Origin of the sequence: Streptomyces sp. A5-4, from assembly GCF_051131715.1 — a bacterium.
Taxonomy (GTDB): domain Bacteria; phylum Actinomycetota; class Actinomycetes; order Streptomycetales; family Streptomycetaceae; genus Streptomyces.
The window spans coordinates 6295314-6321616 of the sequence record NZ_CP178591.1 but is presented as its reverse complement, the minus strand read 5'-3'; the positions used below and the strand labels follow the sequence as shown (position 1 = coordinate 6321616).

Annotated in this window: 21 protein-coding genes; 7 read left to right on the top strand and 14 right to left on the bottom strand. The window is 70.5% G+C overall.

Annotation, left to right across the window (positions count from 1 at the left end):
* Positions 1–3: 3 nt before the first annotated feature.
* Positions 4–1587: an acyl-CoA carboxylase subunit beta gene (locus ACLLJJ_RS29680; RefSeq protein ID WP_434597027.1), complete on the bottom strand. Its 1584-nt coding sequence runs from the start codon at positions 1585–1587 to the stop codon at positions 4–6.
* Between the two features lie 164 nt (positions 1588–1751).
* Complete coding sequence (locus ACLLJJ_RS29675) at positions 1752–4067, bottom strand: polysaccharide lyase 8 family protein (protein WP_434600559.1); 2316 nt, start codon at positions 4065–4067, stop codon at positions 1752–1754.
* A gap of 364 nt (positions 4068–4431) precedes the next feature.
* Between ACLLJJ_RS29675 and ACLLJJ_RS29670 the strand changes: the two genes are divergently transcribed.
* Entirely contained in the window at positions 4432–5658 is a 1227-nt protein-coding gene (locus ACLLJJ_RS29670; protein ID WP_434597026.1) for a glycoside hydrolase family 64 protein, read from the top strand.
* Positions 5659–5864: 206 nt separating this feature from the next.
* Entirely contained in the window at positions 5865–7133 is a 1269-nt protein-coding gene (locus ACLLJJ_RS29665; RefSeq protein WP_434600248.1) for an IS256 family transposase, read from the top strand.
* A gap of 77 nt (positions 7134–7210) precedes the next feature.
* Here the strand turns inward: ACLLJJ_RS29665 and ACLLJJ_RS29660 are convergent, their stop codons facing one another.
* Positions 7211–7720 carry a hypothetical protein gene (locus ACLLJJ_RS29660; protein WP_434597024.1) on the bottom strand — a complete coding sequence of 170 codons (510 nt, stop codon included), beginning with the start codon at positions 7718–7720 and terminating at the stop codon, positions 7211–7213.
* 217 nt (positions 7721–7937) lie between these two features.
* Here ACLLJJ_RS29660 and ACLLJJ_RS29655 point away from each other — a divergent pair, with 217 nt between their 5' ends.
* Positions 7938–8180 carry a DUF6411 family protein gene (locus ACLLJJ_RS29655; protein WP_434597021.1) on the top strand — a complete coding sequence of 81 codons (243 nt, stop codon included), beginning with the start codon at positions 7938–7940 and terminating at the stop codon, positions 8178–8180.
* Positions 8181–8362: 182 nt separating this feature from the next.
* Entirely contained in the window at positions 8363–8980 is a 618-nt protein-coding gene (locus ACLLJJ_RS29650; RefSeq protein ID WP_434597019.1) for a YceI family protein, read from the top strand.
* 109 nt (positions 8981–9089) lie between these two features.
* Here the strand turns inward: ACLLJJ_RS29650 and ACLLJJ_RS29645 are convergent, their stop codons facing one another.
* The 7 genes from ACLLJJ_RS29645 to ureA all read right to left on the bottom strand — a co-directional run bounded on the left by ACLLJJ_RS29645 (position 9090) and on the right by ureA (position 17266).
* Positions 9090–10412, bottom strand: coding sequence for a hypothetical protein (locus tag ACLLJJ_RS29645; RefSeq protein ID WP_434597016.1), 1323 nt, complete (start codon positions 10410–10412; stop codon positions 9090–9092).
* A gap of 43 nt (positions 10413–10455) precedes the next feature.
* Positions 10456–10812 (bottom strand): VOC family protein, encoded by a 357-nt coding sequence (locus ACLLJJ_RS29640; protein WP_434597014.1) that lies wholly within the window; start codon positions 10810–10812, stop codon positions 10456–10458.
* 88 nt (positions 10813–10900) lie between these two features.
* Positions 10901–12502: a citramalate synthase gene (gene cimA / locus ACLLJJ_RS29635; protein WP_434597012.1), complete on the bottom strand. Its 1602-nt coding sequence runs from the start codon at positions 12500–12502 to the stop codon at positions 10901–10903.
* Positions 12503–13167: 665 nt separating this feature from the next.
* Positions 13168–13782, bottom strand: a complete 615-nt coding sequence (locus ACLLJJ_RS29630) for a TetR/AcrR family transcriptional regulator (protein WP_434597009.1) — start codon at positions 13780–13782, stop codon at positions 13168–13170.
* A gap of 42 nt (positions 13783–13824) precedes the next feature.
* Positions 13825–14874, bottom strand: a complete 1050-nt coding sequence (locus ACLLJJ_RS29625) for an agmatine deiminase family protein (protein WP_434597007.1) — start codon at positions 14872–14874, stop codon at positions 13825–13827.
* Positions 14875–14882: 8 nt separating this feature from the next.
* Positions 14883–16571: an urease subunit alpha gene (locus ACLLJJ_RS29620; protein WP_434597004.1), complete on the bottom strand. Its 1689-nt coding sequence runs from the start codon at positions 16569–16571 to the stop codon at positions 14883–14885.
* Positions 16568–17266, bottom strand: a complete 699-nt coding sequence (gene ureA / locus ACLLJJ_RS29615; RefSeq protein ID WP_434597002.1) for an urease subunit gamma — start codon at positions 17264–17266, stop codon at positions 16568–16570. The genes ACLLJJ_RS29620 and ureA overlap by 4 nt, the downstream gene beginning before the upstream one ends.
* A gap of 146 nt (positions 17267–17412) precedes the next feature.
* Between ureA and ACLLJJ_RS29610 the strand changes: the two genes are divergently transcribed.
* Together ACLLJJ_RS29610 and ACLLJJ_RS29605 are read left to right on the top strand one after the other, a co-directional pair.
* Complete coding sequence (locus tag ACLLJJ_RS29610) at positions 17413–18843, top strand: cytosine permease (protein ID WP_434597000.1); 1431 nt, start codon at positions 17413–17415, stop codon at positions 18841–18843.
* Between the two features lie 64 nt (positions 18844–18907).
* Positions 18908–20182 (top strand): amidase, encoded by a 1275-nt coding sequence (locus tag ACLLJJ_RS29605; protein WP_434596998.1) that lies wholly within the window; start codon positions 18908–18910, stop codon positions 20180–20182.
* Here ACLLJJ_RS29605 and ACLLJJ_RS29600 read toward each other — a convergent pair whose 3' ends face one another.
* The 3 genes from ACLLJJ_RS29600 to ACLLJJ_RS29590 form a co-directional block, all read right to left on the bottom strand.
* Entirely contained in the window at positions 20183–20497 is a 315-nt protein-coding gene (locus ACLLJJ_RS29600; protein ID WP_434596996.1) for a TetR/AcrR family transcriptional regulator C-terminal domain-containing protein, read from the bottom strand.
* 232 nt (positions 20498–20729) lie between these two features.
* On the bottom strand, positions 20730–21818 hold the full coding sequence (locus ACLLJJ_RS29595) for a branched-chain amino acid aminotransferase (protein WP_434596994.1): 1089 nt from the start codon (positions 21816–21818) through the stop codon (positions 20730–20732).
* A 223-nt stretch (positions 21819–22041) separates the two neighbouring features.
* A complete protein-coding gene (locus ACLLJJ_RS29590; RefSeq protein ID WP_434596992.1) occupies positions 22042–23085 on the bottom strand; it encodes a 3-isopropylmalate dehydrogenase in 1044 nt (347 codons plus the stop codon).
* Between the two features lie 162 nt (positions 23086–23247).
* Between ACLLJJ_RS29590 and ACLLJJ_RS29585 the strand changes: the two genes are divergently transcribed.
* The gene (locus ACLLJJ_RS29585; protein ID WP_434596990.1) at positions 23248–24633 is read left to right on the top strand and encodes a purple acid phosphatase family protein; all 1386 of its coding nucleotides are present in this window, start codon (positions 23248–23250) and stop codon (positions 24631–24633) included.
* A 9-nt stretch (positions 24634–24642) separates the two neighbouring features.
* On the opposite strand, the gene ACLLJJ_RS29580 is transcribed toward ACLLJJ_RS29585, so the two are convergent.
* The gene (locus tag ACLLJJ_RS29580) at positions 24643–26241 is read right to left on the bottom strand and encodes an ISL3 family transposase (RefSeq protein ID WP_434588078.1); all 1599 of its coding nucleotides are present in this window, start codon (positions 26239–26241) and stop codon (positions 24643–24645) included.
* Positions 26242–26303 lie beyond the last annotated feature (62 nt).

Genomic DNA, 26303 nt, shown 5'->3' with positions numbered 1-26303 from the left:
GGATTACTGCGGGGGGTTGCCGTGCTTGCGCGACGGCAGGTCTGCGTGCTTGTTGCGGAGCATCGCGAGGGAGTCGATGAGCACCTCGCGGGTCGCCGCCGGGTCGATCACGTCGTCGACCAGGCCTCGCTCGGCGGCGTAGTACGGGTGCATCAGCTCTGCCTTGTACTCCTTGACCATCCGGGCCCGCATGGCCTCGGGGTCGTCGGCGTCGGCGATCTGCCTGCGGAAGATGACGTTGGCGGCGCCCTCGGCGCCCATCACCGCGATCTCGTTGGTGGGCCAGGCGTAGGTGAGGTCGGCGCCGATGGACTGCGAGTCCATGACGATGTAGGCGCCGCCGTACGCCTTGCGCAGGATCAGCGAGATCCGCGGCACGGTGGCGTTGCAGTACGCATAGAGCAACTTCGCGCCGTGCCGAATGATTCCGCCGTGCTCCTGGTCGACGCCGGGCAGGAAGCCGGGCACGTCCAGGAGCGTCAGGATCGGGATGTTGAACGCGTCGCACATCTGCACGAAGCGGGCGGCCTTCTCGGAGGCCTCGATGTCGAGCACACCGGCCAGGGACTGCGGCTGGTTGGCGACGATGCCGACCACCCCTCCGTCCAGGCGGGCCAGCGCGCAGATGATGTTGGTCGCCCAGCGCTCGTGGATCTCCAGGTAGTCGCCGTCGTCGACGAGCTCCTCGATCACCTTGTGCATGTCGTACGGGCGGTTGCCGTCGGCGGGCACCAGGTCGAGCAGTGCGTCGCCGCGGCGGTCGGCCGGGTCCTCGGACGGGACCGTCGGCGGGTTCTCCCGGTTGTTGGACGGGAGCATCGAGATCAGGTAGCGGACCTCGGCGAGGCAGGTCTCCTCGTCGTCGTACGCGAAGTGCGCGACGCCCGAGGTCCCGGCGTGCACGTCCGCGCCGCCGAGCCCGTTCTGGGTGATCTCCTCGCCGGTCACCGCGCGGACCACGTCCGGGCCCGTGATGAACATCTGCGAGGTCTCGCGGACCATGAAGACGAAGTCGGTGAGGGCCGGGCTGTAGGCCGCGCCGCCCGCGCACGGACCGAGCATCACGCTGATCTGCGGGATGACACCGGAGGCGCGGACGTTGCGCTGGAAGATGCCGCCGTAGCCGGCGAGCGCCGAGACGCCCTCCTGGATGCGGGCGCCCGCGCCGTCGTTCAGGGAGACCAGCGGGGCACCGGCCGAGATGGCCATGTCCATGATCTTGTGGATCTTCGTGGCGTGGGCCTCGCCCAGCGCGCCGCCGAAGATCCGGAAGTCGTGTGCGTAGGTGAAGACGGTGCGGCCCTCGACCGTGCCCCAGCCGGTGATGACACCGTCGGTGTACGGCCTCTTGGCCTCCAGGCCGAACCCGGTCGCCCGGTGCCGACGCAGCTGCTCGACCTCCTTGAACGATCCCGGGTCGAGCAGCAGCTCGATGCGCTCGCGGGCGGTCAGCTTGCCCTTGGCGTGCTGTGCCTCGGTCGCACGTTCACTGGGTCCGCGCCGGGCCTGCTCACGCAGGGCGTGCAGCTCGGCCACCCGGCCACGGGTATCTGCGGGCTCACCCGGCGTCTCGTCCAAAACGGTCATGTATTGACCCTACGAAGGAGACCAAGAAAAACGGCCCGTCGACTCTGTACAGTCTCCGGGCTGTTTTCCTGGTAGGCCTGAACAGAACCTTCTCCGCGGGCGCCCTTAGTGCCAGCTCAGACCGGTCGCCCTTTGTCGGGGTCCAACAACCACGTCAGCTCACGTCAGCTGAGAGTCACCTCACAGCGGTGGCTCGCCCCGGCCGTCCCGGGCGTCACACGGAGCCGCAGAGTGCCTCCGGTGGCGAGCACCTCTACCGATGAATCCTTGGCCACGACTCCGCGGACCGGGCGCCGCCAGGTGATCTCCAGAGGCTGCCCGATTCGGGTCGGCTCGCTGACGCACAGCGTCGCCGTCCTGCGCCCCTGGGCACGCCCCTCGCGCACGAGCACGCTCGCCGGGGCGCTCGTGGTGAGCGGCCCCACCGTACCGGCCTGCCAGAAGTTGGCCGCGGTCAGACCCTGGGAGCGGACGGCGACGGCCTGCCGGGCGGCGCTGTTGGCGAGGATCTGGAGCCAGCCGCCGTCCTGCGCGCGGGCCGCGAGGGTGCGGCGCGAGGCGCCGGGCATCAGGAGGTAGGCGTACGACGCGTCGGTGGGGTCGATGCCGTGATCGAGCCAGAGGGTCCGGTATCGGCGGGTGCGCTTCTCGGTGGTGCTGGTGGTGTTGATGTCGTTCCAGGACCCGGTGCGGTCCTCGCGCAGCGTCTTGAGGGCGGCGCCGCCGGGGAAGACCCAGCCGCCGTGACCGTCGAGGTGGGCCCAGCGGGGACGGGAGCGGTCCTCGACGGTGAAGGCGTTCGTACCGCCCTCACCGAGCATCCGGTTGTCGACGATCGTCTCGGCGGGTACGCCGTCGGTGCTGGTGATGCCGGCGCCGAGACAGACGACCGTGTCGGCGACACAGAACCACGACTTGCGCGCTTCCAGGGTGGAGCCGAGGCCCTTCAGGTGCTGGCCGACCGCGGCGAACTCACCGTCGCCCGCCCCGCCGACCCACTTCACCGCGGGCCTGGCCGCGCCCCACTCGCCGCCCGCCCGGTCGGCCAGCCGCTTGGTGGAGACGGTGGTGCCGGGCAGCCGGTAGAGGTCGACGGTGGGCCAGAACCAGTCGGTGTACTGGTCGCCGCCCCGCTGCGCGTTCCACCAGTAGAGCATTCCGGCGCCGGTGTGCCAGCCGCGCGGATTCTCGCCGTTGCCGCACTCGTAGTACGCGATCCGCTCCGAGGCCATGGAGATGTTGGCGGCCCAGCCGGGGCGGCGGTGCACGGCCCGGTCCATCGAGGCGAACAGCTTGTGGTTCACCGGCTCGGGAGCGGCCGGCTCCGGCCCGTAGGCGATGGCCCGCAGCCGCGAGAGGTCCGCGACGCCCAGCTGGCGGGCGGCCAGGATCGGGGCGGTGGTGTCCCGCTCGATCCAGCCCTTGACCATGGCGTTCCAGCGGGCCCGCTCGGTGGGCGAGGCACCGCCGGCGAGCAGCGGGACGGCCGCGATCAGGCCCTGGCCGTGGAAGTGGTCGCTGCGCATGACCTTGAGGTCGTCGCCCTCCAGGTATCCGCGGCTGATGGCCCGGCCGTTGACGCTGTCCATCATCAGACCGTTGTGGATCAGCGGCGCGTACGCGTTCTCGACGCTGTCCAGGATGATCTGCCGCTTCGGGTCGGTGACGGCCCAGGTCGAGCCCGCGAGCAGGGTGAAGAGACGGCCGAGTCCGTCGAGCATGACCTGCCCGTACGTACCGGAGTAGGCGACCCAGGTGTGCTGGACGAACGATCCGTCGGCGTACAGGCCGTCGCCCTTGGTGACGTACGGGAAGACGGGTGACAGGGCGTCGCGGGCTAGCGCGATCTTCGCCGGGTTCCTTCCGACGACCCCGCGCAGCGCGACGGAACGGCAGAGGTCCACGCGGTTGGCGCCGGTGGAGGTGCCGGTGTAGGAGCCGAGCACCGTGTCAGGGATGAAGTGGTCGACGGCGGCGCAGGCGGCGGCGCGTTGGGCCGCGGTGAGCTTGTCGTGGAGAGTGGCGACGATGTCGAGGAGGAGGCGGGGGCTGCCGATCTGCCACTCCCACCAATTGCCGTAGCGGGTCGTCGAGGGGTTGTAGACCTTCGCCGAGAGGTGGTCGAGGCCCCTGCTGATGTCGGCGAGGAGCCCCGCGTCGCCGGTCAGCCCGGTACCGGGCTGGGCGTACGCCTGGGTCATCGTCCACAGTCGGGCGTAGCTGCGGGTGATGCCGGCCGGCGGGTCGAAGGTCTGGCCCGGCCACAGCGAGGTGGCGGCCGGGACCATGGACGCGCGGAAGCCGCGGGCGAGTTCGCCGGTCTCCCTGAGGCGGCCGGCGTACGGCTCGGTGGCGGGGTCGTAGCCGACGCCGAGCGCGAGATCGACCCAGCGCAGCCGCAGCGTGTCGAACTCGTCCGCGGCAGAGAGCGCTTGTGCTCCGGCTGCCGACTGGGCGGGCCCGGCGAGCCCGAGACCCAGTCCGACTGTGGTGACCGACGTGGTGGCGAGGAAGGCACGGCGGGACCAGGCTGTGGGCAGGTGTGGCACGGGGATCCTCCCAGAGGGGATGTGGTGTAGACCTGTGCCCGCTGGTGTAGCACGGGGTTCGGCGGCTTTCAATGGGTGGGACGGAGCGGACGGTAAGCGCTTGTGGTGGTGGAGGGCGCGGTTGAGCCGCTGCGCGGGGCTGTTCCGAACCCCGAACAACCCGCCACCGCCGTCAAGTTGCGAAGGTTGAGCAACTGTGAGAGCGCTCTCAGTCACACATCTTGACGCCCGCCCCACGCGTCGCAACAGTGTTCCGCACCCCTACACGCACCCTCCCCACACCAGGAGTGCACCAGTGATATCGCGCAGACTGTTCCTGACCGGCACCGCAGCCGCAGCCACCGCACTGACCTACCCCGCCTGGGGAAGCGCTCTCAGCCCGCATGCCCAGGTCGGCCCCGCCACCTGCGAACTCGCCCTGCAGAACAAGTCGTTGCCGGGCAAGGTCAACGCGTACGTCACCGGCCATGAGCAGGGCTCCGACCGCTGGATCCTGCTCCGGGCCAACGGCACCCCCTACCGCCCGGACTCCCCGTCCGCCCCGCAGACCCCGCTGCCGGTCGACTGCGCCATCCCGCTCGGCGCCGTCGGATCCGCGCCCGTCGTACTGACCCTCCCTCAGATGTACGGCGCCCGCGTGTACTTCGTCCGCGACGACAAGCTCGACTTCTTCCTCAACCCGGGGCCCTCGCTCGTCGAGCCGGCCTTCTCCACCCCCACCGACCCCAACTACAGCCGCACCTGGTCGTTCTGCGAGTTCACCTTCAACCCGCAGCAGCTGTACGCCAACATCAGCTACGTCGACCTGGTGACCTCGCTCCCCATCGGCCTCACCCTCACCGGGGACGGCACCCACACCGTGGCGCCGATGCCGAACGGCGCCGTACAGAAGATCGCGGACGACCTGGTCGCGCAGGCGGCCAAGGACGGCCAGCCCTGGGACAAGCTGGTCACGCGCGGCAGCGACGGCGAGGTCCTGCGCGTGGTCTCCCCGCAGAACCTGATGGCCCCGTACTTCGACCGCCCCGCCCAGATGCCCTTCCGAGACGTCTTCAACAGCTACATCGACAAGACCTGGGAGAAGTACCGCACCACCGATCTGCGCATCGACCTCCAGGGCGGCCGGGGCGTCCTCACCGGGCGCGTCCAGGGCGACACCCTGACGTTCAGCGGCGGACACACCTTCTCCAAGCCCACCTCGAAGGACATCTTCACCTGCAACCACGGCCCGTTCGCGAACAACCCCGGTGACTCGGACGAGAAGAAGGGGCTGCTCGCCCGCCTGTCCTCCGGGTTCAACCGCTCCCTCATGCTCACCCACCCCGACCAGCCGAACGGCACCACCACGACCGACTACTACCGCGACCCGGTGACCAACCACTGGTCGCGGATCGTCCACGCCAACTCGCCGATCGGATACGCCTTCCCGTACGACGACGTACGTCCCGAGGGCCGGCCCGACGTGTCCGGGGCGGCCCACGACGGCAACCCGCGCCGGTTCACGGTGACGGTCGGCTCGTAACGCGACCGGCGAATGCCCGGGGTGCCGCCTGCGGGGCGCCCCGGGCATTCGTGCGTCCGCGCGTCCGGGAGTGTCATGAATCAGGTGTGGGTCTCCCCGAAGGAGTGAGCCTGATGAGTACGACGACTGATCACCTGATCGAGGGCGTCGACGGCGTGTCACTTGCCGAGGTCGGCGATGGCGCTCAGGGTGCCGACGTGAAGTCGATGCCGGTATCGCACAACGGTCTGTCCAGCGAGCTGCTGGAGGAGCTGGCCGCGCTCGCGGCCGAGAAGGTCCGCGGCGGGGGACTGCGGCTGATGGGCGAGGGCGGCCTGTTGCCGGAGCTGGCCCAGCACCTGATGCAGTCCGCTCTGGAAGCCGAGATGGACGAGCATCTGGCCGTGGAGGCCGGCCGGGTCGGTGGACGCGGGTCGCGCTCGGGTGGCAACACCCGTAACGGGTACCGGGCCAAGAAGGTGATGACGGAGGTCGGTGCTGTCACGGTGCAGGTCCCCAGAGACCGGCTGGGTACCTTCCAGCCCCGGATGCTGCCCAAGTACGCCCGCCGCACCGGCGCGTTGGACGACCTGGTGCTCTCGCTGACCGCGAAGGGACTGACCTCCGGTGAAATCGTCTCCCATCTCGCCCAGACGTACGGGATGACGACGACAAAGGAGACCATCTCCACGATCACCGACAAGGCCCTGGAATCGATGGCAGAGTGGCGCACGAGGCCGCTGGACTCGGTCTACCCGGTCATCTTCATCGACGCCGTGCACGTGAAGATCCGGGACGGCTCTGTCGCCAACCGGCCCATCTACGTGGCCGTCGCGGTCACCGCCGACGGCTATCGCGAGATCCTCGGGCTGTGGGCCGGGGACGGCGGCGAGGGCGCCAAATACTGGCAGACGGTGCTGACCGAGATCAAGAACAGAGGCGTCCGTGACGTGCTGATGCTGGTCTGCGACGGGCTCAGCGCCCTGCCTGACGCAGTGAACGCAGTCTGGCCCCAGACCGTGGTCCAGACCTGCGTGGTGCACCTCCTGCGTGCCAGCCTGCGTTATGCCTCGCGCCGCGACTGGGCCGAAGTCGCCCGCGACCTCAAGCCCGTCTACACCGCCGTCAACGAGGACGAGGCCCGGACACGGCTGACGGACTTCGACGACAAGTGGGGCAAGCGCTACCCCTCGATCGCCGGGACCTGGGAGCGGGCCTGGAGCGAGTTCGTGCCCTTCCTCGGCCTTCCCGACGCCATCCGGCAGGTCGTCTACACCACCAACGCGATCGAGTCCCTCAACGCCCGCTACCGGCGCGCGGCCCAGGCCTGCGGACACTTCCCCAACGAGACCGCCGCCCTCAAGCGCCTCTACCTCGCCACCCTCGCCCTGGACCCCACCGGCCGCGGCCGCCAGCGCTGGAACAACCGCTGGAAGTCGGCGTTGAACGAGTTCGACGTCCTCTTCGACGGCCGCCTCACCGCCGGACGGGTGTAGACCGAACAGCCCACCGAAAAACCTGTAGGCCAAACAGACGAACCACACCTGAATCCTGATAGACCCGCGCGTCCGGGTCAGCAGCCGCCGCAGTTGTAGTAGGTCACGTCCCAGTGGTTGCCCTCGTCGGCGTAGATGTTGCCGGAGCCGGACTTCCACTGCGGGGCGCCGTCACCGCGCACCCCGATGTACGCGAACGTGTTCTTGATGTAGTTGGTGACGCAGGTCGACTTGCCGAAGTCGAGCTTGTAGCCGTTCCAGTGCGAGTACGTGCCGCCCGCGTGCCCGGTCTCCGTGCCACCGGTGATGTTGAGCCCGCAGCCGGTCGCGCTCCTGAGGGTCTGCGCCCCCTTCGCGCTGTCGAGGTTGAGCTGGTCGAAGGACGTACAGGTGGAGTTGTAGCGGTCGGAACAGCCGCCGGACGACGACCAGGTGATTCCGGACGAGCTGAACATCGAAGTGGCCGTGGCATGGCTGACCTTGGTGGCGGCCTGGGCGTCGGTCGCACCACCGAAGACGCCGAAACCGGGCGCGAAGAGTACGCCGAGGACGAGCGTGATCGCACTGAGAGCGGAGCGGATTCTCACGAGGTTTTCCTCCTGCTGGTGACCGTGCTTCGAATGGGTCGGCTGTGCAGGTGGAGCAAGGAGATGGTCCCGGGTTCTACGCGCGTCCGCCAGAGGGCGTGCACGGGTTTCGTCCGCGCCTCAGCTCCGCCCCCACCCAACGCCCGCCGGACGGCGGAGCGCATGGGGGCAGTGCGGCGGGGCACTCGACATGGACCCTTCGACTTCAGGAGTTCTCATGATGATTGTCGGCATCGTCGCCGTGTGTGTGGTCCTGGCCGTACTGGCCTTCCTCGTCCCGCGCCTCTCCAAGCACCCCGAGCGCGGCACCCAGCGCACCCTGGGCGCGGGTTCGCGCGTCGGCGGCAAGGCTCCCGGCGTGCTGGGCCGGCTGTTCAGCAAGCCGTTCCGCAGCAGCTCCAAGGCTGTGGGGAAGAGCGGCTCCGCCGGTCGTCGTGGCCGCGGCCACATGCCTTTCTGACCGTCCCGTCATGCCGCCGCGCCCCTGTGCCCGGCCCGCCGTACCAGAAGCGGGCCGGGCACAGCCCTGTCCGGCCCCCTCCGGTCCACCCGCACCGCCCTGCACGGCCAGATGTTGAAAGTTGAACCAGAATGGTCTAGAGTCGGTGTCATTGAATGTTGGACTAAACCTGAGGAGGAGCCATGGCTCTGTTCAACCGCAAGAGCGACACCGCCCCCACCGCGACCGCCACCCTTCCGGTGGACCCGGCCCTGGCTGCCCTGACCGGCGACTACACCATTGACCCGGCGCACAGCAGCATCGGCTTCACGGTCCGCCACGCCATGGTCACCAATGTCCGCGGCAGCTTCGCCGACCACGAGGGCACGCTGCACCTGGACGGCTCCGACCCGGCCCGCTCCGCCGCCTCGATCGAGGTCCGGATCGCCAGCGTCGACACCGGCGTGGCCGACCGCGACGGTCACCTGCGCAGCGCCGACTTCTTCGACGCCGAGACCTTCCCGCTGATGACGTTCCGCTCCACGTCGGCCGAGCAGCTCGGCGGCGACACGTACCGGATCACCGGCGACCTGACCATCAAGGACGTCACCAAGCCCCTCGCCATCGACCTGGAGTTCAACGGCTCCGCGACCGACGTGTACGGCAACGATCGCGTCGGGTTCGAGGGCAGCGCGACCATCCTGCGCTCCGACTGGAGCCTGACCTGGAACGCGGCCCTGGAGACCGGCGGCGTGATGGTCAGCGACAAGGTCAAGCTGACCTTCGACATCTCCGCCATCAAGGCGGCCCCGCAGGCCTGATGCGGGCTGCGGCCGGGGTGAGCGAAGTGGGGCGGGCCCTGGTGGGCCCGCCCCACTTCTGTCGCATCGGGCGGGGCCGACGCGTCGGCGCCCCGACCGGGAGCAGGGCCTAGAAGCCGCCGCCCCCGCCGTCGAAGCCGCCGCCCCCGCCGAAGTCGCCTCCGCCGCCGAAGTCCCCCGGGTTGAAGTCGCTGCCGGAGAAGTCGCCGCCGTCGTAGCCGCCGGCGCCGGTGTCGGCGTAGGCCGGGGTGGAGAGCATCGAGCCGAGCATCGTGCCGACCAGCAGGCCGGGCAGTATGCCGCCGCCGTAGTAGCCGCCGGCCCACGGGCCGTACGCCGGGCCCGCCTCCCAGTACGGGCGGCGGCCGTCGGCCGTCTCGACCGTGCGGGTCATCGGATCCTGGCCATCGGCCAGCCTCGCCGCGTCCGCCGCGCAGACCGGGACCTCGCGGACAGCGCCGCCGGGCGGGGCCCAGGTGGCGTCGGCCGTGGAGGGCCCGTGGCGCGGGTCGAAGAAGCACGGTGGGCGGCGGGCCGGGATCTCGCCGCCGGTGCGGCGCGCGGCGAGGACCGCGAGCGAGTAGCGGCCGTCCTGAAGGGCTTCGGTGACTCCCCGCACGTCGTCGGGCTTCATCGCCGACGCCATGGCCGACTTGGCCTTCTCGTACGCGTCCAGCGCCTGCTCGTAGTCGCCCCGCATCGCGTCGTCCGCGCCCGGTTCGCCCGGGTGGAAGTCCAGCCGGTCGAGCGCTTCGCCGAACGCCGTGATGTCCTCGTCGACGACCACCCGCAGCTTCTCCAGGGCCACCCGCTCCTGCGCGGCCCGCTTCTGCCGATTACGCCTGACCAGGGCAAACGCGCCGGCGCCGCCCGCCGCGACGACCGCACCGAGGGTGATGAGACCGCCGACGGACGAGCCATTGGAGGCCCCGGGGTCCCAGGAAGCGGGGGCGCTGCCCCTGCTCTGCTCCAGGGCGTCGTCGACGAAGGAGTTCAGCTGGGTGGCGGCGTCCGTGGCGCCGCCCGCCGGTTTCACCGACGCGGTGAGGTTGGCGACGGCCTGCTTCGGCAGCACGCTCGGGTCCGCGCCCGCGTTGAAGCCGTCACCGAGCCGGACCGCGTACAGACCGGTGACCCCCGTCTTGGCCCGCAACGTACTCAGCAGCCCGTCGGCCGGGAAATCCGCGTTCTTCGGCAGTACGGCGACGAACACCGGCTTGCCCGCGTCCTCGATCTTCTTCGTCAGGGCCTTGGCGTCCGCGGCCGAGAGCTGCGCGGCGGCGCCGGGTGCGACATACACCGGGCCTTCGCGCAGCGCGTTGGCCGCGGTGTCCAGCGGCGTGGCCGCCTGGGCGCCCGGCGCGACGGCGAGAGTGGTGGCTGCCAGCGCGAGCAGCAGCCCGGACAGAGTGGAAAGCAGCCGGCTCCTCATGCTTCGACGCTACCCGAAAGGGTGAACAAACGGGCAGGCGTGGTCAGCGGTGGCTGAGGACGTTGACGACCTTGCCGTTCGGGTCGACGGCGAAGAAGCGGCGTACGCCCCACTCCTCGTCCTGTAACGGGTGCACGATCCGCGCGCCCGCGGCGACCATGGCCGCGTACGCCGCGTCCACGTCGTCCACCTCGATGCTCAGGTCCGCCTCGACCCGCGCGGACGGGTCGTGGGTGGCGAAGGTGAGCTGGGCGGTGGGGTTGGCGGGCGGGGCGAGCGTCATGACCCAGCCGTGGTTCATGACCTCCTCGAAGCCCAGCAGGCCGTAGAAGTCACGGCTCTCCTCCATCGCCAGGGCCGACTCGGACCGGACATCGGGCACCACTCGGCGTACGGACATCGCGTCTCCTCATCACCAACGGACGCACAGGGCGGGAGCGAGCGGGCGGCTCCTCGGGGGCCACCCGCTCCTTCCCTTGCGGAGGTCCCTATTCGGCGGGCTCGACCCCCGCCTTGAGCAGCCCGTACGTGTAAGCGTCCTCCAGCGCCTGCCAGGACGCCGCGATCACGTTCTCCGCGACACCCACCGTGGACCAGTCGCCGTCGCCGTCGCCCGTGGTGATCAGCACCCGGGTGGTGGACTCCGTACCGTGCTTGCCCTCCAGGATACGGACCTTGTAGTCGACCAGTTCCAGCTTGGCGAGCTGCGGGTAGATCCGCTCCAGGCCGACGCGCAGCGCCTTGTCGAGGGCGTTGACCGGGCCGTTGCCCTCCGCGGTCGCGACGATCCGCTCGCCCTTGGCCCACAGCTTCACCGTGGCCTCGTTCGCGTGGGTGCCGTCCGGGCGGTCCTCGGTGATCGCGCGCCAGGACTCCGTGCGGAAGTAGACCCGGGCGCGGCCTTCGACCTCCTCGCGCAGCAGGAGCTCGAAGGAGGCGTCCGCCGCTTCGTACGTGTAGCCCTTGAGCTCGCGCTCCTTGACGCGCTCGACGACGCGGCCTACCAGCTCGCGCTCGCCGTCCAGGTCGATGCCGAGCTCCTTGCCCTTGAGCTCGATGGAGGCGCGGCCCGCCATGTCGGAGACGAGCATCCGCATGGTGTTGCCGACCTGCTCGGGGGCGATGTGCTGGTAGAGGTCGGGGTCCACCTTGATCGCCGAGGCGTGCAGGCCCGCCTTGTGCGCGAAGGCGGAGACGCCGACGTACGGCTGGTGGGTGGAGGGGGTGAGGTTCACGACCTCGGCGATGGCGTGCGAGATACGGGTCATCTCGGCCAGCGCGCCCTCGGGCAGCACCTGCTTGCCGTACTTGAGCTCCAGTGCGGCGACGACCGGGAAGAGGTTGGCGTTGCCGACCCGCTCGCCGTAGCCGTTGGCCGTGCACTGGACGTGGGTGGCGCCCGCGTCGACCGCCGCGAGGGTGTTGGCGACCGCGCAGCCGGTGTCGTCCTGGGTGTGGATGCCCAGGCGGGCGCCGGTGTCGGCGAGGACGGTGGTGACGACGGCCTGGATCTGGGCGGGGAGCATGCCGCCGTTGGTGTCGCAGAGGATGACCACCTCGGCGCCGGCCCCGGCGGCCGCTCGTACGACGGACTTGGCGTACTCCGGGTTGGCGCGGTAGCCGTCGAAGAAGTGCTCGCAGTCGACGAAGACGCGGCGACCCTGGTCGCGGAGGTAGGAGACGGTGTCGCGGACCATCTCGATGTTCTCGTCGAGCGTGGTGCGCAGGGCGAGCTCGACGTGCCGGTCGTGCGACTTCGCGACCAGGGTGATCACCGGGGCGCCGGACTCCAGCAGGGCGTTGACCTGCTGGTCCTTCGAGGCCTCGGCATTCGGGCGGCGGGTGGCGCCGAAGGCCACCAGCTGCGCGTGCTTGAAGTCGATCTCCTTCTTGGCGCGGGAGAAGAACTCGGTGTCGCGCGGGTTGGCGCCGGGCCAGCCACCCTCGATGAAGCCCACGCCGAAGTCGTCCAGGTGCCGGGCAATGGTCAGCTTGTCCGCGACCGTCAGGTTGATGCCTTCGCGCTGCGCACCGTCACGCAGGGTGGTGTCGAAGACGTGAAAGCTGTCGTCGGGGCCTGAAGTGGTCATGGCTGGTTGGACTCCTGTCGGGTGAGTGGCTCCGGAAGAAATGGCTCCACTTGCCCCCATCATCCCGCGCGCCTCGTTCCGGCCGAGGTGGGGCCGGGAAACGAAAAAACCTCTCGCGGGTGCGAGAGGTCTGCGCGCGGGTCTGGGGCACGATGGCCGCTCGTACGTGGTGGTACGAGACGGTCAGTGCGGACCGGCGCGCCTGCTGCCCATAATCACGGCGAACGAGAACACGGACGAAGTGTCGCATGTCTGCCGCTCCGTGAGAGCCCCCATCTCACCATGCGGTCGGGGCCGGGCATCTCCGGTCCCGCCCGTTCGCCTCGGCGCGAGGTGCGCTCAGCGCAGGCGGCGCACGAAGACGTCGGCCTCGCCGTTGGCGTCGTCAGGTACGAGCTTCGCGTCGTCGAAGGCGTGGAAGGCGACCGTCGCCGCGTCGTCGCTGAACACGGGGTCGATGTCGCCGGGGTCGGATTGCCGGCCGCCGAGTTGAAGACGACGGTGGAGCCGTCCGCGCTGAGCCGTTATTCCACGGACGCGTGGTCGGACGGTTCGCCGTCGTGGGTGGCGTCGGCGCGCGTCTCGTCAATGCGCCCGTTTACGTACAACCCGAGCCGGGTGAGATGCGTCCGCGCCCCGGTCGGGCCCCAGCGGGTCCGGCGGGTTCAGCCGAGCGATTCGTCGAGGAACTCACCGATCTGCGTGAGGACTTGGGCGCGCTCCGAGCCGGGCAGGGCCATCGCCACATGGGTACTGAAACCGTCGAGCAGCGCGCGCAGGCGGGTCGCGAAGCGGTCCGCGTCGACCGCGCGCAGCTCGCCGCGCGACGCGCCCTCGACGAGGAGCGCCACCAGGTCGCGGTGCCAGGACAGCTCGATGTCCAGCAGGCGGGCGCGGGCGGGCTCGTCGACGGCGTGCGAACGGTTCCACAGTTCCAGCCACAGCGCCCAGTGCGGATCGCGGGGGCCCGCCGGGACGTACAGGTCGACGTACGCGTCGATGCGCTCGCGGACCGGGACCTGGCGGGCGAGGGCGGCCCTGCGGCCCATGCCGAGTTGCTCCTCGCTCCATTCGAGGGTCTGCAGGAGCAGCTCGTCCTTGCTGTGGAAGTAGTAGAGGAGGTGCCCGCTGCTCATGCCGACCTGCCGGCCGAGCCCGGCCATGGTGAGCCGCTCAAGGCCACCCTCGGCGATGTCCGCCATGGCGGCGGCGAGCACCGTCTCGCGGGGCGGCGCCGTGTTGCGGCGGCGCGGCGGCTTGGCGCCCGGGGCGCCGGTCATGACACGTTCATTTCCACCCGTCAGTTCTACCTGGCCCCTCGGTCAGCCGCGCACGGCGGGCTGCTGCTGGGTGATGCAGTGGATGCCGCCGCCGCCCGCGAAGATCGTGCGCGCGTCGACGAGGGTCACCGTGCGGTCGGGGAACAGGCCGCGGAAGATCTCGGCGGCCTCCTCGTCGCGCGGGTCGCCGAAGGCGCAGAGCACGACGCCGCCGTTGCAGAGGTAGTGGTTGATGTACGAGTAGTCGACCCAGTGGCCGCTCTCGTCGCCGTCCTCGCCGCCCTCGGTGAGGACGGTCGGGGCGGGGATCTCCACGACCTTGAGCAGGCGCCCCTTCGCATCGGTCTGGGTGCGCAGCAGGGCGACGTTCGCCTTGCACCGCTCGTGGTCGGGGTGGGCCGGGTCGGGCTGGGTGTGGGCGACGACGACGCCGGGTGCGGCGAACGCGGCGACGATGTCGACGTGCCCGAGGGTGCCGTAGCCGTGCGGCGGGTAGTCCGCGGTGAGGCCGCGCGGCAGCCAGATCGCCTTGGTCGTGCCGAGCTTGGCGTGGATCTCGGCCTCGACCTCCGCGCGGGTCATGCCGGGGTTGCGCTCCGGGCCGAGCTGGACCGTGTCGGTGAGCAGGACCGTGCCCTCGCCGTCGACGTGGACGCCGCCGCCCTCATTGACCAGCGGGGAGCTGTGGACACCGACGCCCACGAGGTCCGCGACATGGCGGGCGATCTTCGCGTCGTGCTCCCAGCTGGCCCACTCCTGTGCGCCCCAGCCGTTGAACACCCAGTCCACGGCGGCCAGTCGGCCCTCCTCGTCGGTGACGAAGGTCGGGCCGATGTCACGCATCCAGGCGTCGTCGAGCTCGCGCTCGACCAGGTCGATGTCCGGGCCGAGCAGCGCGCGGGCGCTGTCCGACTGGCCGGGCCCCACCACCATGGTGACGGGCTCGAAGTCGCGTACGGCGCGGGCCACGGCCGCCCAGGCGGCGCGCGACTCGGCGAGCTCCTCGTCGTTGGGGAAGGTCACGTTGGGGCCCGGCCAGGCCATCCAGGTGCGCTCGTGCGGGGCCCACTCGGCGGGCATGCGGAAGGTCATGGCGGGTCCTAGAGGAAGTAGAGGCGGTTGAGGGAGACGGAGTCGGCGGGCTCCGAGCGGAGCGGGTCGCCGTCGAGGGTGACCAGGCCGCTGCGGCCGTCGACCCCGACGTCTCCGATACGGGAGTTGAGGCGCAGGTCGGCGGGGCCGATGCCGCGCGTGTGGCGCACCGCGACGCGGCGGCGGCGGGTGGGCATCAGGTCGTTGCCCTGGTCGATGGCGGCCTGCGCGACGAAGGCCACCGAGATCTCGGCCGGGGTCGCGCCGTACGAGCCGAACTGCGGCCCCAGGACGAGCGGTTCGCAGGTGTCGGTCGCGGCGTTCGGGTCGCCCGTGACGCCGTACGCCGGGAAGCCCGACTTCAGGACGAGCTGCGGCTTCGCGCCGAAGAACTGGGGCTTCCACAGCACGATGTCGGCCATTTTGCCGACCTCGATCGACCCGATCTCGTGGGCCAGGCCGTGGGCGATGGCGGGGTTGATGGTCAGCTTGGCCATGTAGCGCAGCACGCGCGCGTTGTCGTCGGCCGGGCCGTCGCCGTCCATCGGGCCGAGCTCGGCCTTCATCTTCCCGGCCATCTGGAAGGTACGGCGCACGGTCTCGCCCGCGCGCCCCATGCCCTGGGCGTCGGAGGAGGTGATTCCGATGGCGCCCAGGTCGTGCAGGATGTCCTCCGCGCCCATGGTTCCGGCGCGGATGCGGTCGCGGGCCATGGCGGCGTCGCCGGGCAGGTCGGTCTTGAGCCCGTGCACGGACACGATCATCCCGTAGTGCTCGGCGACCGCGTCCCGCCCGAAGGGGAGGGTGGGGTTGGTGGACGAGCCGATGACGTTCGCGACGCCCGCCATCTTCAGGACGTTGGGCACATGGCCGCCGCCGCAGCCCTCGATGTGGAAGGCATGGATCGTACGGCCGTCGAGGACGGAGAGGGTGTCCTCGACGGACAGGCATTCGTTCAGCCCGTCGCTGTGCAGCGCGACCTGTACGTCGTGTTCCTCGGCGACACGCAGGGCGGTGTCCAGGGCGCGGGTGTGCGCGCCCATGTCCTCGTGCACCTTGAAGCCGGAGGCCCCGCCCTCGGCGAGGGCCTCGACCAGGGGCGCCGCGTCGGAGGACGAACCACGCGCCAGGAAGCCGATGTTGACCGGCCAGGCGTCGAAGGCGCCGAAGGCGTGCCGCAGCGCCCAGGGCGAGTTGACGCCGACGCCCCACACCGGGCCGAACTCCTGGCCGATGACCGTGGTGACGCCGGCCGCGAGCGAGGCCTCCATGATCCGGGGCGAGAGCAGATGGACGTGGGTGTCCACGGAGCCCGCGGTCGCGATCAGCCCCTCCCCCGACACGATCGTGGTGCCCGTGCCGACGACCACGTCCACCCCGTCGAGGGTGTCCGGGTTGCCGGCCCGCCCGATGGCGTGGATCCGGCCCTCCCTGATGCCGATTGACACCTTGCGGATGCCCTGTGCCACGTCGATGACCAGCACATTGCTGATGACGACGTCGCAGGTGTCCCGGACGGCGGCGGCCTTCAGGTGCAGGCCGTCGCGGGCGGTCTTGCCGAAGCCGGCCAGGAACTCGTCGCCGGGCTTCTGCGCGTCGGACTCGACGCGCACGGTCAGCCCGGAGTCCCCGAGCCTGACCCGGTCCCCGGCGCGGGGCCCGTGTACGGCGGCGTACTCGTGCGGATCGATGCTCATGCCTCTGCTCCCGGTTCGGATCCCAGATAACCGCAGGCCGCTGCCCTGCGCAGGGCCTCTTCCCGCGCGCCCGGCGCGTCCAGTGGCCCGTCGACCAGGCCGGCGAAACCGATCGCGATCCGGTCGCCGCCGATCGGGACCAGGCCGACCACGCGTTCGCCGCCGTTCGCGTCGAAGCGCACGGACGATCCGGCCAGGACGCACAGGCGCATGCCGTACGCCGCCGAGCGGTCGAAGTCGAGGCGCGGATTGGCCTCGAAGAAGTGGAAGTGCGAGGTCACGCTGATGGGGACGGTCGCGGTGTTGCGCACGGTCAGCCGCAGTGCGGGCGCCGGCTCGGCGTCCGCGGGGCCGGGCAGGACCGCGCCCGGGGCGTCGTCGCCGAGCAGGCCGCCGCCGATCGGGGACGCCACGACCGCGAGCCGCGAGCCGTCGTCGAAGACGGCCTCCACATGCACCTCGGTCACCACGTCGGCGACGCCGGGCAGGACGTCGTCGGGGCCGAGCACGGCCCGCGCCGCCGCGATGGCGTCCGCGAGCCGCAGCCCGTCGCGGGCGGCCTCGCACACGGTGTCGGCGATCAGCGCGGTCGCCTCCGGCACATTGAGCCGCAGGCCGCGGGCCCGGCGGGTCCGGGCCAGCTCGGCCGCGCCGAACAGCAGCAGCCGGTCGCGTTCGGTCGGGGTCAGCCGCACGCCGCCACACCTCCTGAGGGTTGGAGCACGATTAGATCGTCACTCTAACAATGAGATTCCTTCGACGGAAGCATTGACGTGCCACCTTGAGCTAAGCCACATTGAACGCCACTCAAACAGTCGTCCGGTGAAGCAGGAGCCAAGGCATGCCGATCGAGCAACGCGGAGTCGACACCGTCCCCGACGAGGAGCGCACCAGCGGCCCTCAAGATCTCATTTCGATCCTCATCGGATCGAATCTCTGCCTGGGCGTGATCATCTTCGGCTGGCTGCCGGTCTCCTTCGGGCTCGGCCTGTGGCCCGCCGTCACGTCCGTCGTCGCGGGCACGGTCGTCGGCACCCTGCTGACGGCGCCGCTCGCCCTGGTGTCGCTGCGCACCGCGACCAACCTCTCCACCTCCAGCGGCGCCCAGTTCGGCGTGCGCGGGCGGCTCGTCGGCTCGGTCGTCGGCCTGCTGCTCTCGCTGGGCTACACCGCGCTGACCCTGTGGATCGGCGGCGACGTCGTGGTCGACGTGCTGGCCCGGCTGATCGGCATGCCGGCCGGCGGCGCGAGTCACGCCCTGGTGTACGCGCTGCTCGCGGCGCTGACCGTGGTCTGCGCGATCTACGGCTACCGGCTGCTGCTGCGGCTCAGCAAAGTGCTGGCCGTCGCCATGACCGGGCTGCTGCTCCTCGGCCTCGTCGCGTACGCCGGCGACTTCACGGCCGCGCCGCCCACCGGGTCGACGTATCTGCTGGGCGGCTTCTGGCCGACCTGGCTGCTGTCGGCCGTCGCCGCCGGACTCAGCGGCCCGATCGCCTTCATCACGCTGCTCGGCGACTACACCCGCTACATCTCCCCGCGCCGCCACAGCTCCCGCGCGGTCTTCGTCGCCTCCTGTCTCGGGCTGCTCGCCGGGCTGCTGATCCCTCAGCTCTTCGGCACCTTCACCGCGCTGGCGGCGGACGCGGCGCTGGACTACGCCGGGCCGCTGGTCGCGGCGGCGCCCTCCTGGTACCTGGTGCCGCTGCTGCTCGCGGCCTCCGCCGGGTCCGTCGGCAACGCGGGCCTGATGCTCTACTCGATGGGGCTCGACCTCGACGCGATCCTGCCGCGCGCGACCCGCGCCCGCGCGACGCTGGTCGTCGCCGTGGTCGCCACCGCGTTCGTCTTCCTGGGGCACTTCGCGTGGGACGCGCAGTCCGCGATGACGTCCTTCGTCCTGCTGCTCACGGCGATCGGCACGCCCTGGGCGGTCATCACGACGATCGGCTACTTCCGCTGCGGCGGCAGGTACGACGCGGAGGCGCTCCAGGTCTACAACCGCCGTGCGAAGGGCGGCGTCTACTGGTTCCGGGCCGGGTGGAACATTCCGGCGACGGTGTCCTGGGCGCTGGGCGCGGTGGTCGGCCTCGCGGCGGTCTCGACGCCGATGTACGAGGGTCCGCTGCTCGCGCTCACGGGCGGGGTGGACTGCAGCTTTGTGCTTTCGGGGATGGTGGGCGGCGCGGTGTACGCGGTGGTGGGGCGCGGATCGGCGCCCGTGGCCGACCCGGTGCGTCCGCCGGAGCCGGCGCTACGCGAAGCGGGCTAGTCCGCCGCATGCACACCCCGCACCGCCGCCGGCCCGCATTCCCACCCCCACTACCCTGACCCGCGTGAACCCCCTCGTGCGTGACGCCGCCGCCCTGACCGACCGGATCGCTCAACTCGACGAGGACGTACGCGCCTTCGTCCCCGAGCCGGATCGCCCGGGGCGGCTGGCGGATGAAGCGCGGGGCATCGCCGACCGGTGGCCCGACGCCACGGACCGGCCCCCGCTGTACGGCGTACCCGTCGGCATCAAGGACATCGTCCGCGTCGACGGGCTGCCCACCCGGGCCGGCTCCTCGCTGCCGCCCGACGCGCTCGCGGGCCGCCAGGCCACGGTCGTGGACCGGCTGCGGCGGGCCGGCGCCCTGGTCGCGGGCAAGACGGTGACCGCCGAGTTCGCCGTCCTCGCGCCGGGCCCCACCCGCAACCCCCGCAACCCGGCCCACACCCCCGGCGGATCGAGCAGCGGCTCGGCCGCCGCCGTCGCCGCGGGCATGGTGCCGCTCGCCGTCGGCACCCAGACGGTCGGCTCGATGATCCGCCCCGCCGCCTACTGCGGGGTGACCGGCTTCAAGCCGACGTTCGGCCGCATCCCCGTGGACGGGGTCATCGCCAACGCCCCGTCCTTCGACACCCTCGGCCTGTACGCCCCCGACGTGGCCGGCCTGACCCGGGCCGCAGCGGTGGTCTGCGACGACTGGCTGTCGGCCGCATCCGGCGGCCGGTGCGCGCCGCCGGTCCTCGGCATTCCGGTCGGCCCCTATCTGGAGCGCGCCCAGGCCGAGGCCCTCGACGCCTTCGACGCGCAGGTCGAGCAAGTGCGGGCGGCCGGATACGACGTACGCCCGGTGCCGGTGATGGACGACTTCGAGCAGATCGTCGCGCAGCTGTTCGTGATGAACCGCTACGAGGTGGCCCGGACCCACGCGGAGTGGTTCGCGGCGTACGGCGAGCTCTACCGGCCCGAGACCGTCAAGGCGATCCGCGAGGGACAGGGCATTGAGGACGACGCGTACGCGCGGGCGCTGGGCGAGCGCGAGGCGTTCCGTGAGCGGATCGCCGCGGCCAAGGACGCCCATGGCATCGATCTGTGGATCACCCCGGCCGCCACCGGGCCGGCGCCCCGCGGGCTCGGCAGCACCGGCAGTTCCATCATGTGTCTGCCCTGGAGCAATGTGGGGCTGCCGTCCCTGAGTCTGCCCGCCGGGCCGGGCGCGGGGGGTCTGCCGCTCGGGTTCCAGTGCGTCGCGGCGTGGGGCGCGGACGAGCAACTGCTGTCCTGGGCCCCGGACATCGTGAGCGCGCTCGCCGGATCGGGGCCGGGGGCCGTGGGCCCGTAATCAGGCGACGTAGCCGTGCAGAAAGACGCGCACCCCGCTGGTGACCATCTCCGCCGCCTCCTCCTCGGAGATGCCCGCGTGCGCGCGGGATGGGTTCGAGACGGTCACCAGGAGGCCGAAGTGGCGGGCCGCCCGCTCGGCGTCGTCGATCCGCGACAGCCCCCGGTCCGCCAACTGCTGGAAACGGCCCGCCAGTTCCGCGCGGACCTTGAGCGGGCCCGCCTGTTGCCACGCGTCGATCGCGTCCTGCGGGATGTGCCCGGCGTCAGCGTCGATCTGCCGCACGAGGGCAATGTGGTCGGCGTAGCCGGTCATCGGCGCCTCCCAGTCGCGGCCGAACTCGATCAGATCGGCCTCCAGGTCGGTGACCTTGCGCAGATGACGGTCGATGATCGCGATCTGCGCATCGGCGACCCGGGTGGCGCTTTCCTCGATGACGGTGCGGAAGAGCTCCGCCTTGTCCTGCTGGTGGCGTGCGGGGAGGACCGTGCTCCGGACACGCGAAAGGCCGCCCCGGCAGTGCCGGGGCGGCCTTTCCTCGATGGTTTCAGCCGAGCTGGTGCATCCAGCCGTAGCTGTCGGCCGCCTTGCCCGTCTGGATGTCGAGCAGCGCCTTGCGCAGCTTGAGCGTGACCTCGCCGGGCTCCCCGTCCGCCTGGGTCCAGTTCCCGCCGAGGGACTTGACCGAGCCGACCGGGGTGATGACGGCGGCGGTGCCGCAGGCGAAGACCTCGGTCAGGGTGCCGTTCTCGGTGTCGCGCTTCCAGTCCTCGATCGAGATACGGCCCTCTTCCGAGGTGTACCCGAGGTTGGTGGCGAGCTTGAGCAGCGAGTCACGGGTGATCCCGGCCAGCAGCGAGCCGTTGAGCTCGGGGGTGACGATCCTGTCCCCGTACACGAAGTACAGGTTCATGCCGCCCATTTCCTCGACCCACTTGTGCTCCAGGGCGTCGAGCCAGACCACCTGGTCGCAGCCCTTCTCGGCCGCCTCGGCCTGGGCGAGCAGGGAGGCCGCGTAGTTGCCGCCGGTCTTGGCGAAGCCCATGCCGCCGGGGACCGCGCGAACGTAGTTCTCGGAGAGCCAGACGGAGACCGGCTTCACGCCGCCCTTGAAGTACGCACCGGCCGGCGAGGCGATGACCAGGAAGAGGTACTCGTTGGCCGGCTTCACCCCGAGGCCGACCTCGGTCGCGATCATGAACGGGCGCAGGTAGAGCGAGGATTCACCGCCGTGCTCCGGGACCCACGCCTCGTCCTGCTTGATCAGCGCGTCGCACGCCTCGATGAAGGTGTCGACGGGCAGCTCAGGCATGGCCAGGCGGCGGGCGGAGCGCTGGAAGCGCTCGGCGTTCGCGTCGGGGCGGAAGGTGGCGACCGTGCCGTCGGGCAGGCGGTAGGCCTTGAGACCCTCGAAGATCTCGATCCCGTAGTGCAGGGTCATATTGGCCGGGTCGAGCGACAGCGGCGCGTAGGGCACGAGCTGTGCGTCGTGCCAGCCGCGGCCTTCGGTCCACCTGATCGTCACCATGTGGTCGGTGAAGTGGCGGCCGAATCCGGGCTCGGCCAGGATCGCCTCGCGCTCTGCTTCGGACAGGATGCGTGAGGAGGGCTTGAGCTCGATCGTGGGCGTCGTCATGAGTGCTGTCCTTCACCGGTTGTGTGTGGTGGACCGCGCTCACGCCTCTGGCAGGACGTCCGAGCTTCCCCTCATACCGCGGCCCCACGTTCGATTATCGCGCGTGTGGGGCAGTGTACGAAACGGCGTGAAATGCGGCCCAGGATTGATGGTCGCACCCGGCCGCGACAAAGCACAGCCGCCGGGTGTCTGTGACCCGGCGGCTGTGGGAGAAGTCGTCGGGTCAGCCCGCTACTCGTACGGAGATCGCGTCGCCGATTTCGTCGGTGGTACGGGCTGCCGCACCGTCGCGCTCCGCGAGGTCGGCGGTGACCGCTTCCTCGATACGGACGGCCTGCGCCTCGAATTCGAGGTGTCGCAGGAGGAGCGCCACGGAGAGGATCGTGGCCGTCGGGTCGGCCTTGCCCTGACCCGCGATGTCGGGCGCGGAGCCGTGGACGGGCTCGAACATGGACGGGAAGGCGCCCGTCGGGTTCACGTTGCCGGAGGCGGCCAGGCCGATGCCACCGGTCACGGCGGCGGCGAGGTCGGTCAGGATGTCGCCGAAGAGGTTGTCGGTGACGATGACGTCGAAGCGCTCGGGCTGTGTGACGAAGAAGATGGTCGCGGCGTCGACATGCAGATAGTCGGTGGTGACCTGCGGGTACTCCTCGCCGACCTGGTCGAAGACGCGCTTCCACAGGTGACCGGCGTACACGAGGACGTTGTTCTTGTGGACCAGCGTCAGCTTCTTGCGGGGGCGGGCGGCTGCCCGCTCGTACGCGTCACGGACGACGCGCTCCACGCCGTACGCCGTGTTGAGGCTGACCTCGGTGGCCACCTCGGCGGGCGTACCGGTGCGCAGGGAGCCGCCGTTGCCGGTGTACGGGCCCTCGGTGCCCTCACGGACGACGACGAAGTCGATGTCGGGGCGGCCGGCCAGCGGCGTCGCGGTGTTCGGGAACAGCTTCGACGGGCGGAGATTGATGAAGTGGTCGAAGGCGAAGCGGAGCTTGAGCAGCAGTCCGCGTTCCAGGACACCGGAGGGCACGGACGGGTCGCCGATCGCGCCGAGCAGGATGGCGTCGTGCTGCTTGAGGGAATCGAGCTCCGCGTCCGGGAGGGTCTCACCGGTGCGGTGCCAGCGCTGGGCGCCGAGGTCGTATTCCTTGGTCTCCAGCTTCACATCCTGCGGCAGAACCGCATTGAGGACCTTGAGGCCCTGGGCCACTACTTCCTGGCCGATGCCGTCACCGGGGATCACTGCGAGATTGAGGCTGCGAGACATAACGGCACCCTACTCCGCGTCCCATCCCCTGACACCTGATGTCCGCGATACGGACATCCGGCCCGGGCGCTCGGCCGGATGGAGCAACGGCACAGAACCTCGACAGGTTCTGTTCACCCCGAGTACTGACCGGAGTTGGTTGTTACTGGGAAGTTCTTCTTCATGACCGACACCCCCCGCACCGGCATCCCGGACCACCTCGCGAGCCGCATGAGCATGCCGGAGCAGCACGAGTACCTGCGGGCGAAGCTCTCCCGCAGACGGGTCATCTCCTCGACCGCGGCCACCGTGGGCGGCGCCGCGCTGCTCGGCGGGGCGAGTCCGGCGTACGCGGGCTCCCCGTCACTACTGACGGACACCGTCACCGCCCGCGTGGACGGGTCGCTCGTCGCGCCCTTCGGCCGCCATCTGGCCTTCGGCGCCGATCCCAAGACGCAGATGCGTGTCTCCTGGCAGGTGCCGTTCGCGGTCCGGAAGCCGTATCTGCGCGTCGGGCTCAAGCCCTGGGAGCTGAGCCGGAAGATCGAGGCCGAGGTGCGCGCCCTGCACACACCTTCCCTGTCGCGGAAGCTGCCGGCGGTCGACCAGTACTACCTGCATGTGGGCCTGGACGCGCTGCGCCCGGGGACGACGTACTACTACGGGGTGGGGCACGACGGCTTCGACCCGGCCGAAGCCGCGCGCCTGTCGACGATCGGCTCGTTCCGTACGGCGCCCGCGCTCCCCGAGTCCTTCGTCTTCACGGCCTTCGGCGACCAGGGAGTGAGCTACGACGCCCTCGCCAACGACCAGTTGATCCTCGGCCAGAACCCGTCCTTCCATCTGCACGCGGGCGACATCTGCTACGCGGACAGCAAGGGCCAGGGCAGGGAGTCGGACGCGTACGACGCCCGCGTCTGGGACCAGTTCCTGGCGCAGACGGAGAGTGTGGCCTCACGGGTGCCGTGGATGGTGACGACCGGCAACCACGACATGGAGGCCTGGTACTCCCCCAACGGTTACGGCGGCCAGGCGGCGCGCTGGTCGCTCCCGGGCAACGGTCCGGACGCGGCGGGAGCCCCGGGCGTCTACTCCTTCACGTACGGCAATGTCGGTGTCGTCGCGCTGGACGCGAACGACGTCTCGTACGAGATCCCGGCCAACCAGGGGTACACCGATGGGGCACAGAGTGCCTGGCTCGACAAGCGGCTCGGAGAACTGCGCCGGCGGCCGGGGATCGACTTCGTCGTGGTGTTCTTCCACCACTGCGTCTATTCGACGTCCACCCACGCCTCGGACGGCGGCGTGCGCGACGCGTGGCTGGCGCTCTTCACCAAGCACCAGGTCGATCTGGTGATCAACGGGCACAACCATGTGTACGAGCGCACGGACGCGATTCTCGGTGGCGAGGTGGGCAGGCCGGTGCCGATCGGCGGGTCGACCGACCCGACGCGGGACGGCATCGTGTACGTCACCGCGGGCGGCGCGGGCAAGGACCTGTACGGCTTCGGGCCCGGGGTGCAGGACAGCTACGAGGGCAACATCCAGGCTCTGTCGCTGATCTTGTGACGGGGTGGGTCAGGGTGTGAGGAGCACCCGCTTGCGGAGGAAGTCGAGGTTGGCTCGTCCGTATCCTTGCCTTTTGAGGAATTTCACTCGTGTGACCTGGCCTTCGACCTGGCCTGAGCTCCAGGGGGTGGACAGGCCGGCGGTGACGGCGTCCTGGTCCCGGCGCAGGCCGTTGACCAGGGAGTGCAGGGCGGGCAGGTTGTCGGCGAGGACGCGTTCCATCCAGGCTGGCAGCTGGTCGCCGCGCAAGTCGCTCATCATGGCGGCGAAGTCGCGGACATGGTCGGTGACGGCGTCGAGTTCGGGGCAGTCGGCCCGGATCTCTTTGAGGTCGGCGGCGTCCACGGCTGCCAGGTTTCCGGGGGCGGTCATGATCCAGCGGACGATGCGGCGGGGCCGCGGAGCTGGACGGGGCACTGGCGGCGCGGTGGTGGAGGTCTTGAACGGGCGGAGGTAGCGGCGGACGGTCTGGATGCTTCCGGTGAACCCCCGGGCGACGATTTCCTGGTGGAGCTGGGCACTGTCGCGACAGCCCTCGTTCCATCGCTGGTGGAGGTAGGGCGTGTGCTCGTCCAGGAGGGTGGACCGGTTTGTCGCCTTGACCAGCAGTTCGTCGATGCTGGTGGCCCGGGCGAAGCGGCGCACGGTTTTGCGGCTCAGCCGCAGTGTCCGGCAGATCCCCTCCAGCGTGCTGCCGCCGTCCAGGAGTTCCCGCACTGCGGTGTAGCGTTCCCTGGTCCGGGTCACCAGACGGCGTTCGCGTCCGCAGACATCGAGCATCGCGTCAACCGGGGGCGGCGTCTGCCAGATGTCGTCGCTGGGCGGCGGCTTGGCCGGTACGGTGTTCTCGAACGCGGCCCGGGCGCAGGCGTGGTGGGCGGATACGGTCTTCTCCACCGCCTCGCCGAGGTTGTGCCACAAATGCCAGGCGTCTGCGACCTGGACCGCCTGCGGGGCGCCGCTGCGGGTGCCCTCGGCATACGCTCCGGCCCTGTCCCGGCACACGATCTCTATTTCCGGGTGGTTGCTCAGCCATGCGGCCAGTGGCTCGGCCTCACGGCCGGGCAGCACGTCGACCGGGCGCCGGGTCTCCAGGTCCACCAAGATCGTGGCGTACGTCGCACCCCTGCGGAGCGCGAAATCGTCGACACCGAGCACACGGATCTCTCCGACAGGCTCTTCCGGCACCGCACGGACCAGACGTAACAGAGTGTCCTTGGCGACGTCCAAGCCCAATACCCCGGCCAGGCGGGCCCCCGCGCGGCCGGCCAGCGCGAGAGCGATCGAGGTCAACTGGCCGCGCAGCAGCGGCGTATAGCGGGCATGCGGGCTGGTCAGCCCCGCGATCTGCTCAGCGAACGTCACCGCCCGGCACCCGGGGTTCAGGCACTTGAACCGCCGCACCAGCAACTCGATCACCACCCCGGCGCCGCTGGCCGCCGCGTCCGCGAGCCGCCGTACGTACCGTCCGTGCACCCGGCCCGACGCGCTACCGCAGTGCGGACACACCCCGCCCGACGACCGAGCACGCGCATGCATCGAGACCACACCGGACAACGACCGCTCGACCACCTCGACCACAACACCGGCCAGATGAGGGAACAACACCCCGAAACTCCGTGAAGTACACCTGGCTCATGATCACAGCCGCCACTGACACCACCCGCCCC

Coding starts and splice junctions, on each gene's coding strand:
- ACLLJJ_RS29680 (WP_434597027.1), bottom strand. CDS start 1,587: ATGACCGTTTTGGACGAGACGCCGGGTGAGCCCGCAGATACCCGTGGC.
- ACLLJJ_RS29665 (WP_434600248.1), top strand. CDS start 5,865: ATGCCGGTATCGCACAACGGTCTGTCCAGCGAGCTGCTGGAGGAGCTG.
- ACLLJJ_RS29655 (WP_434597021.1), top strand. CDS start 7,938: ATGATGATTGTCGGCATCGTCGCCGTGTGTGTGGTCCTGGCCGTACTG.
- ACLLJJ_RS29650 (WP_434597019.1), top strand. CDS start 8,363: ATGGCTCTGTTCAACCGCAAGAGCGACACCGCCCCCACCGCGACCGCC.
- ACLLJJ_RS29645 (WP_434597016.1), bottom strand. CDS start 10,412: ATGAGGAGCCGGCTGCTTTCCACTCTGTCCGGGCTGCTGCTCGCGCTG.
- ACLLJJ_RS29640 (WP_434597014.1), bottom strand. CDS start 10,812: ATGTCCGTACGCCGAGTGGTGCCCGATGTCCGGTCCGAGTCGGCCCTG.
- cimA (WP_434597012.1), bottom strand. CDS start 12,502: ATGACCACTTCAGGCCCCGACGACAGCTTTCACGTCTTCGACACCACC.
- ACLLJJ_RS29630 (WP_434597009.1), bottom strand. CDS start 13,782: ATGACCGGCGCCCCGGGCGCCAAGCCGCCGCGCCGCCGCAACACGGCG.
- ACLLJJ_RS29625 (WP_434597007.1), bottom strand. CDS start 14,874: ATGACCTTCCGCATGCCCGCCGAGTGGGCCCCGCACGAGCGCACCTGG.
- ACLLJJ_RS29620 (WP_434597004.1), bottom strand. CDS start 16,571: ATGAGCATCGATCCGCACGAGTACGCCGCCGTACACGGGCCCCGCGCC.
- ACLLJJ_RS29610 (WP_434597000.1), top strand. CDS start 17,413: ATGCCGATCGAGCAACGCGGAGTCGACACCGTCCCCGACGAGGAGCGC.
- ACLLJJ_RS29600 (WP_434596996.1), bottom strand. CDS start 20,497: ATGACCGGCTACGCCGACCACATTGCCCTCGTGCGGCAGATCGACGCT.
- ACLLJJ_RS29595 (WP_434596994.1), bottom strand. CDS start 21,818: ATGACGACGCCCACGATCGAGCTCAAGCCCTCCTCACGCATCCTGTCC.
- ACLLJJ_RS29590 (WP_434596992.1), bottom strand. CDS start 23,085: ATGTCTCGCAGCCTCAATCTCGCAGTGATCCCCGGTGACGGCATCGGC.
- ACLLJJ_RS29585 (WP_434596990.1), top strand. CDS start 23,248: ATGACCGACACCCCCCGCACCGGCATCCCGGACCACCTCGCGAGCCGC.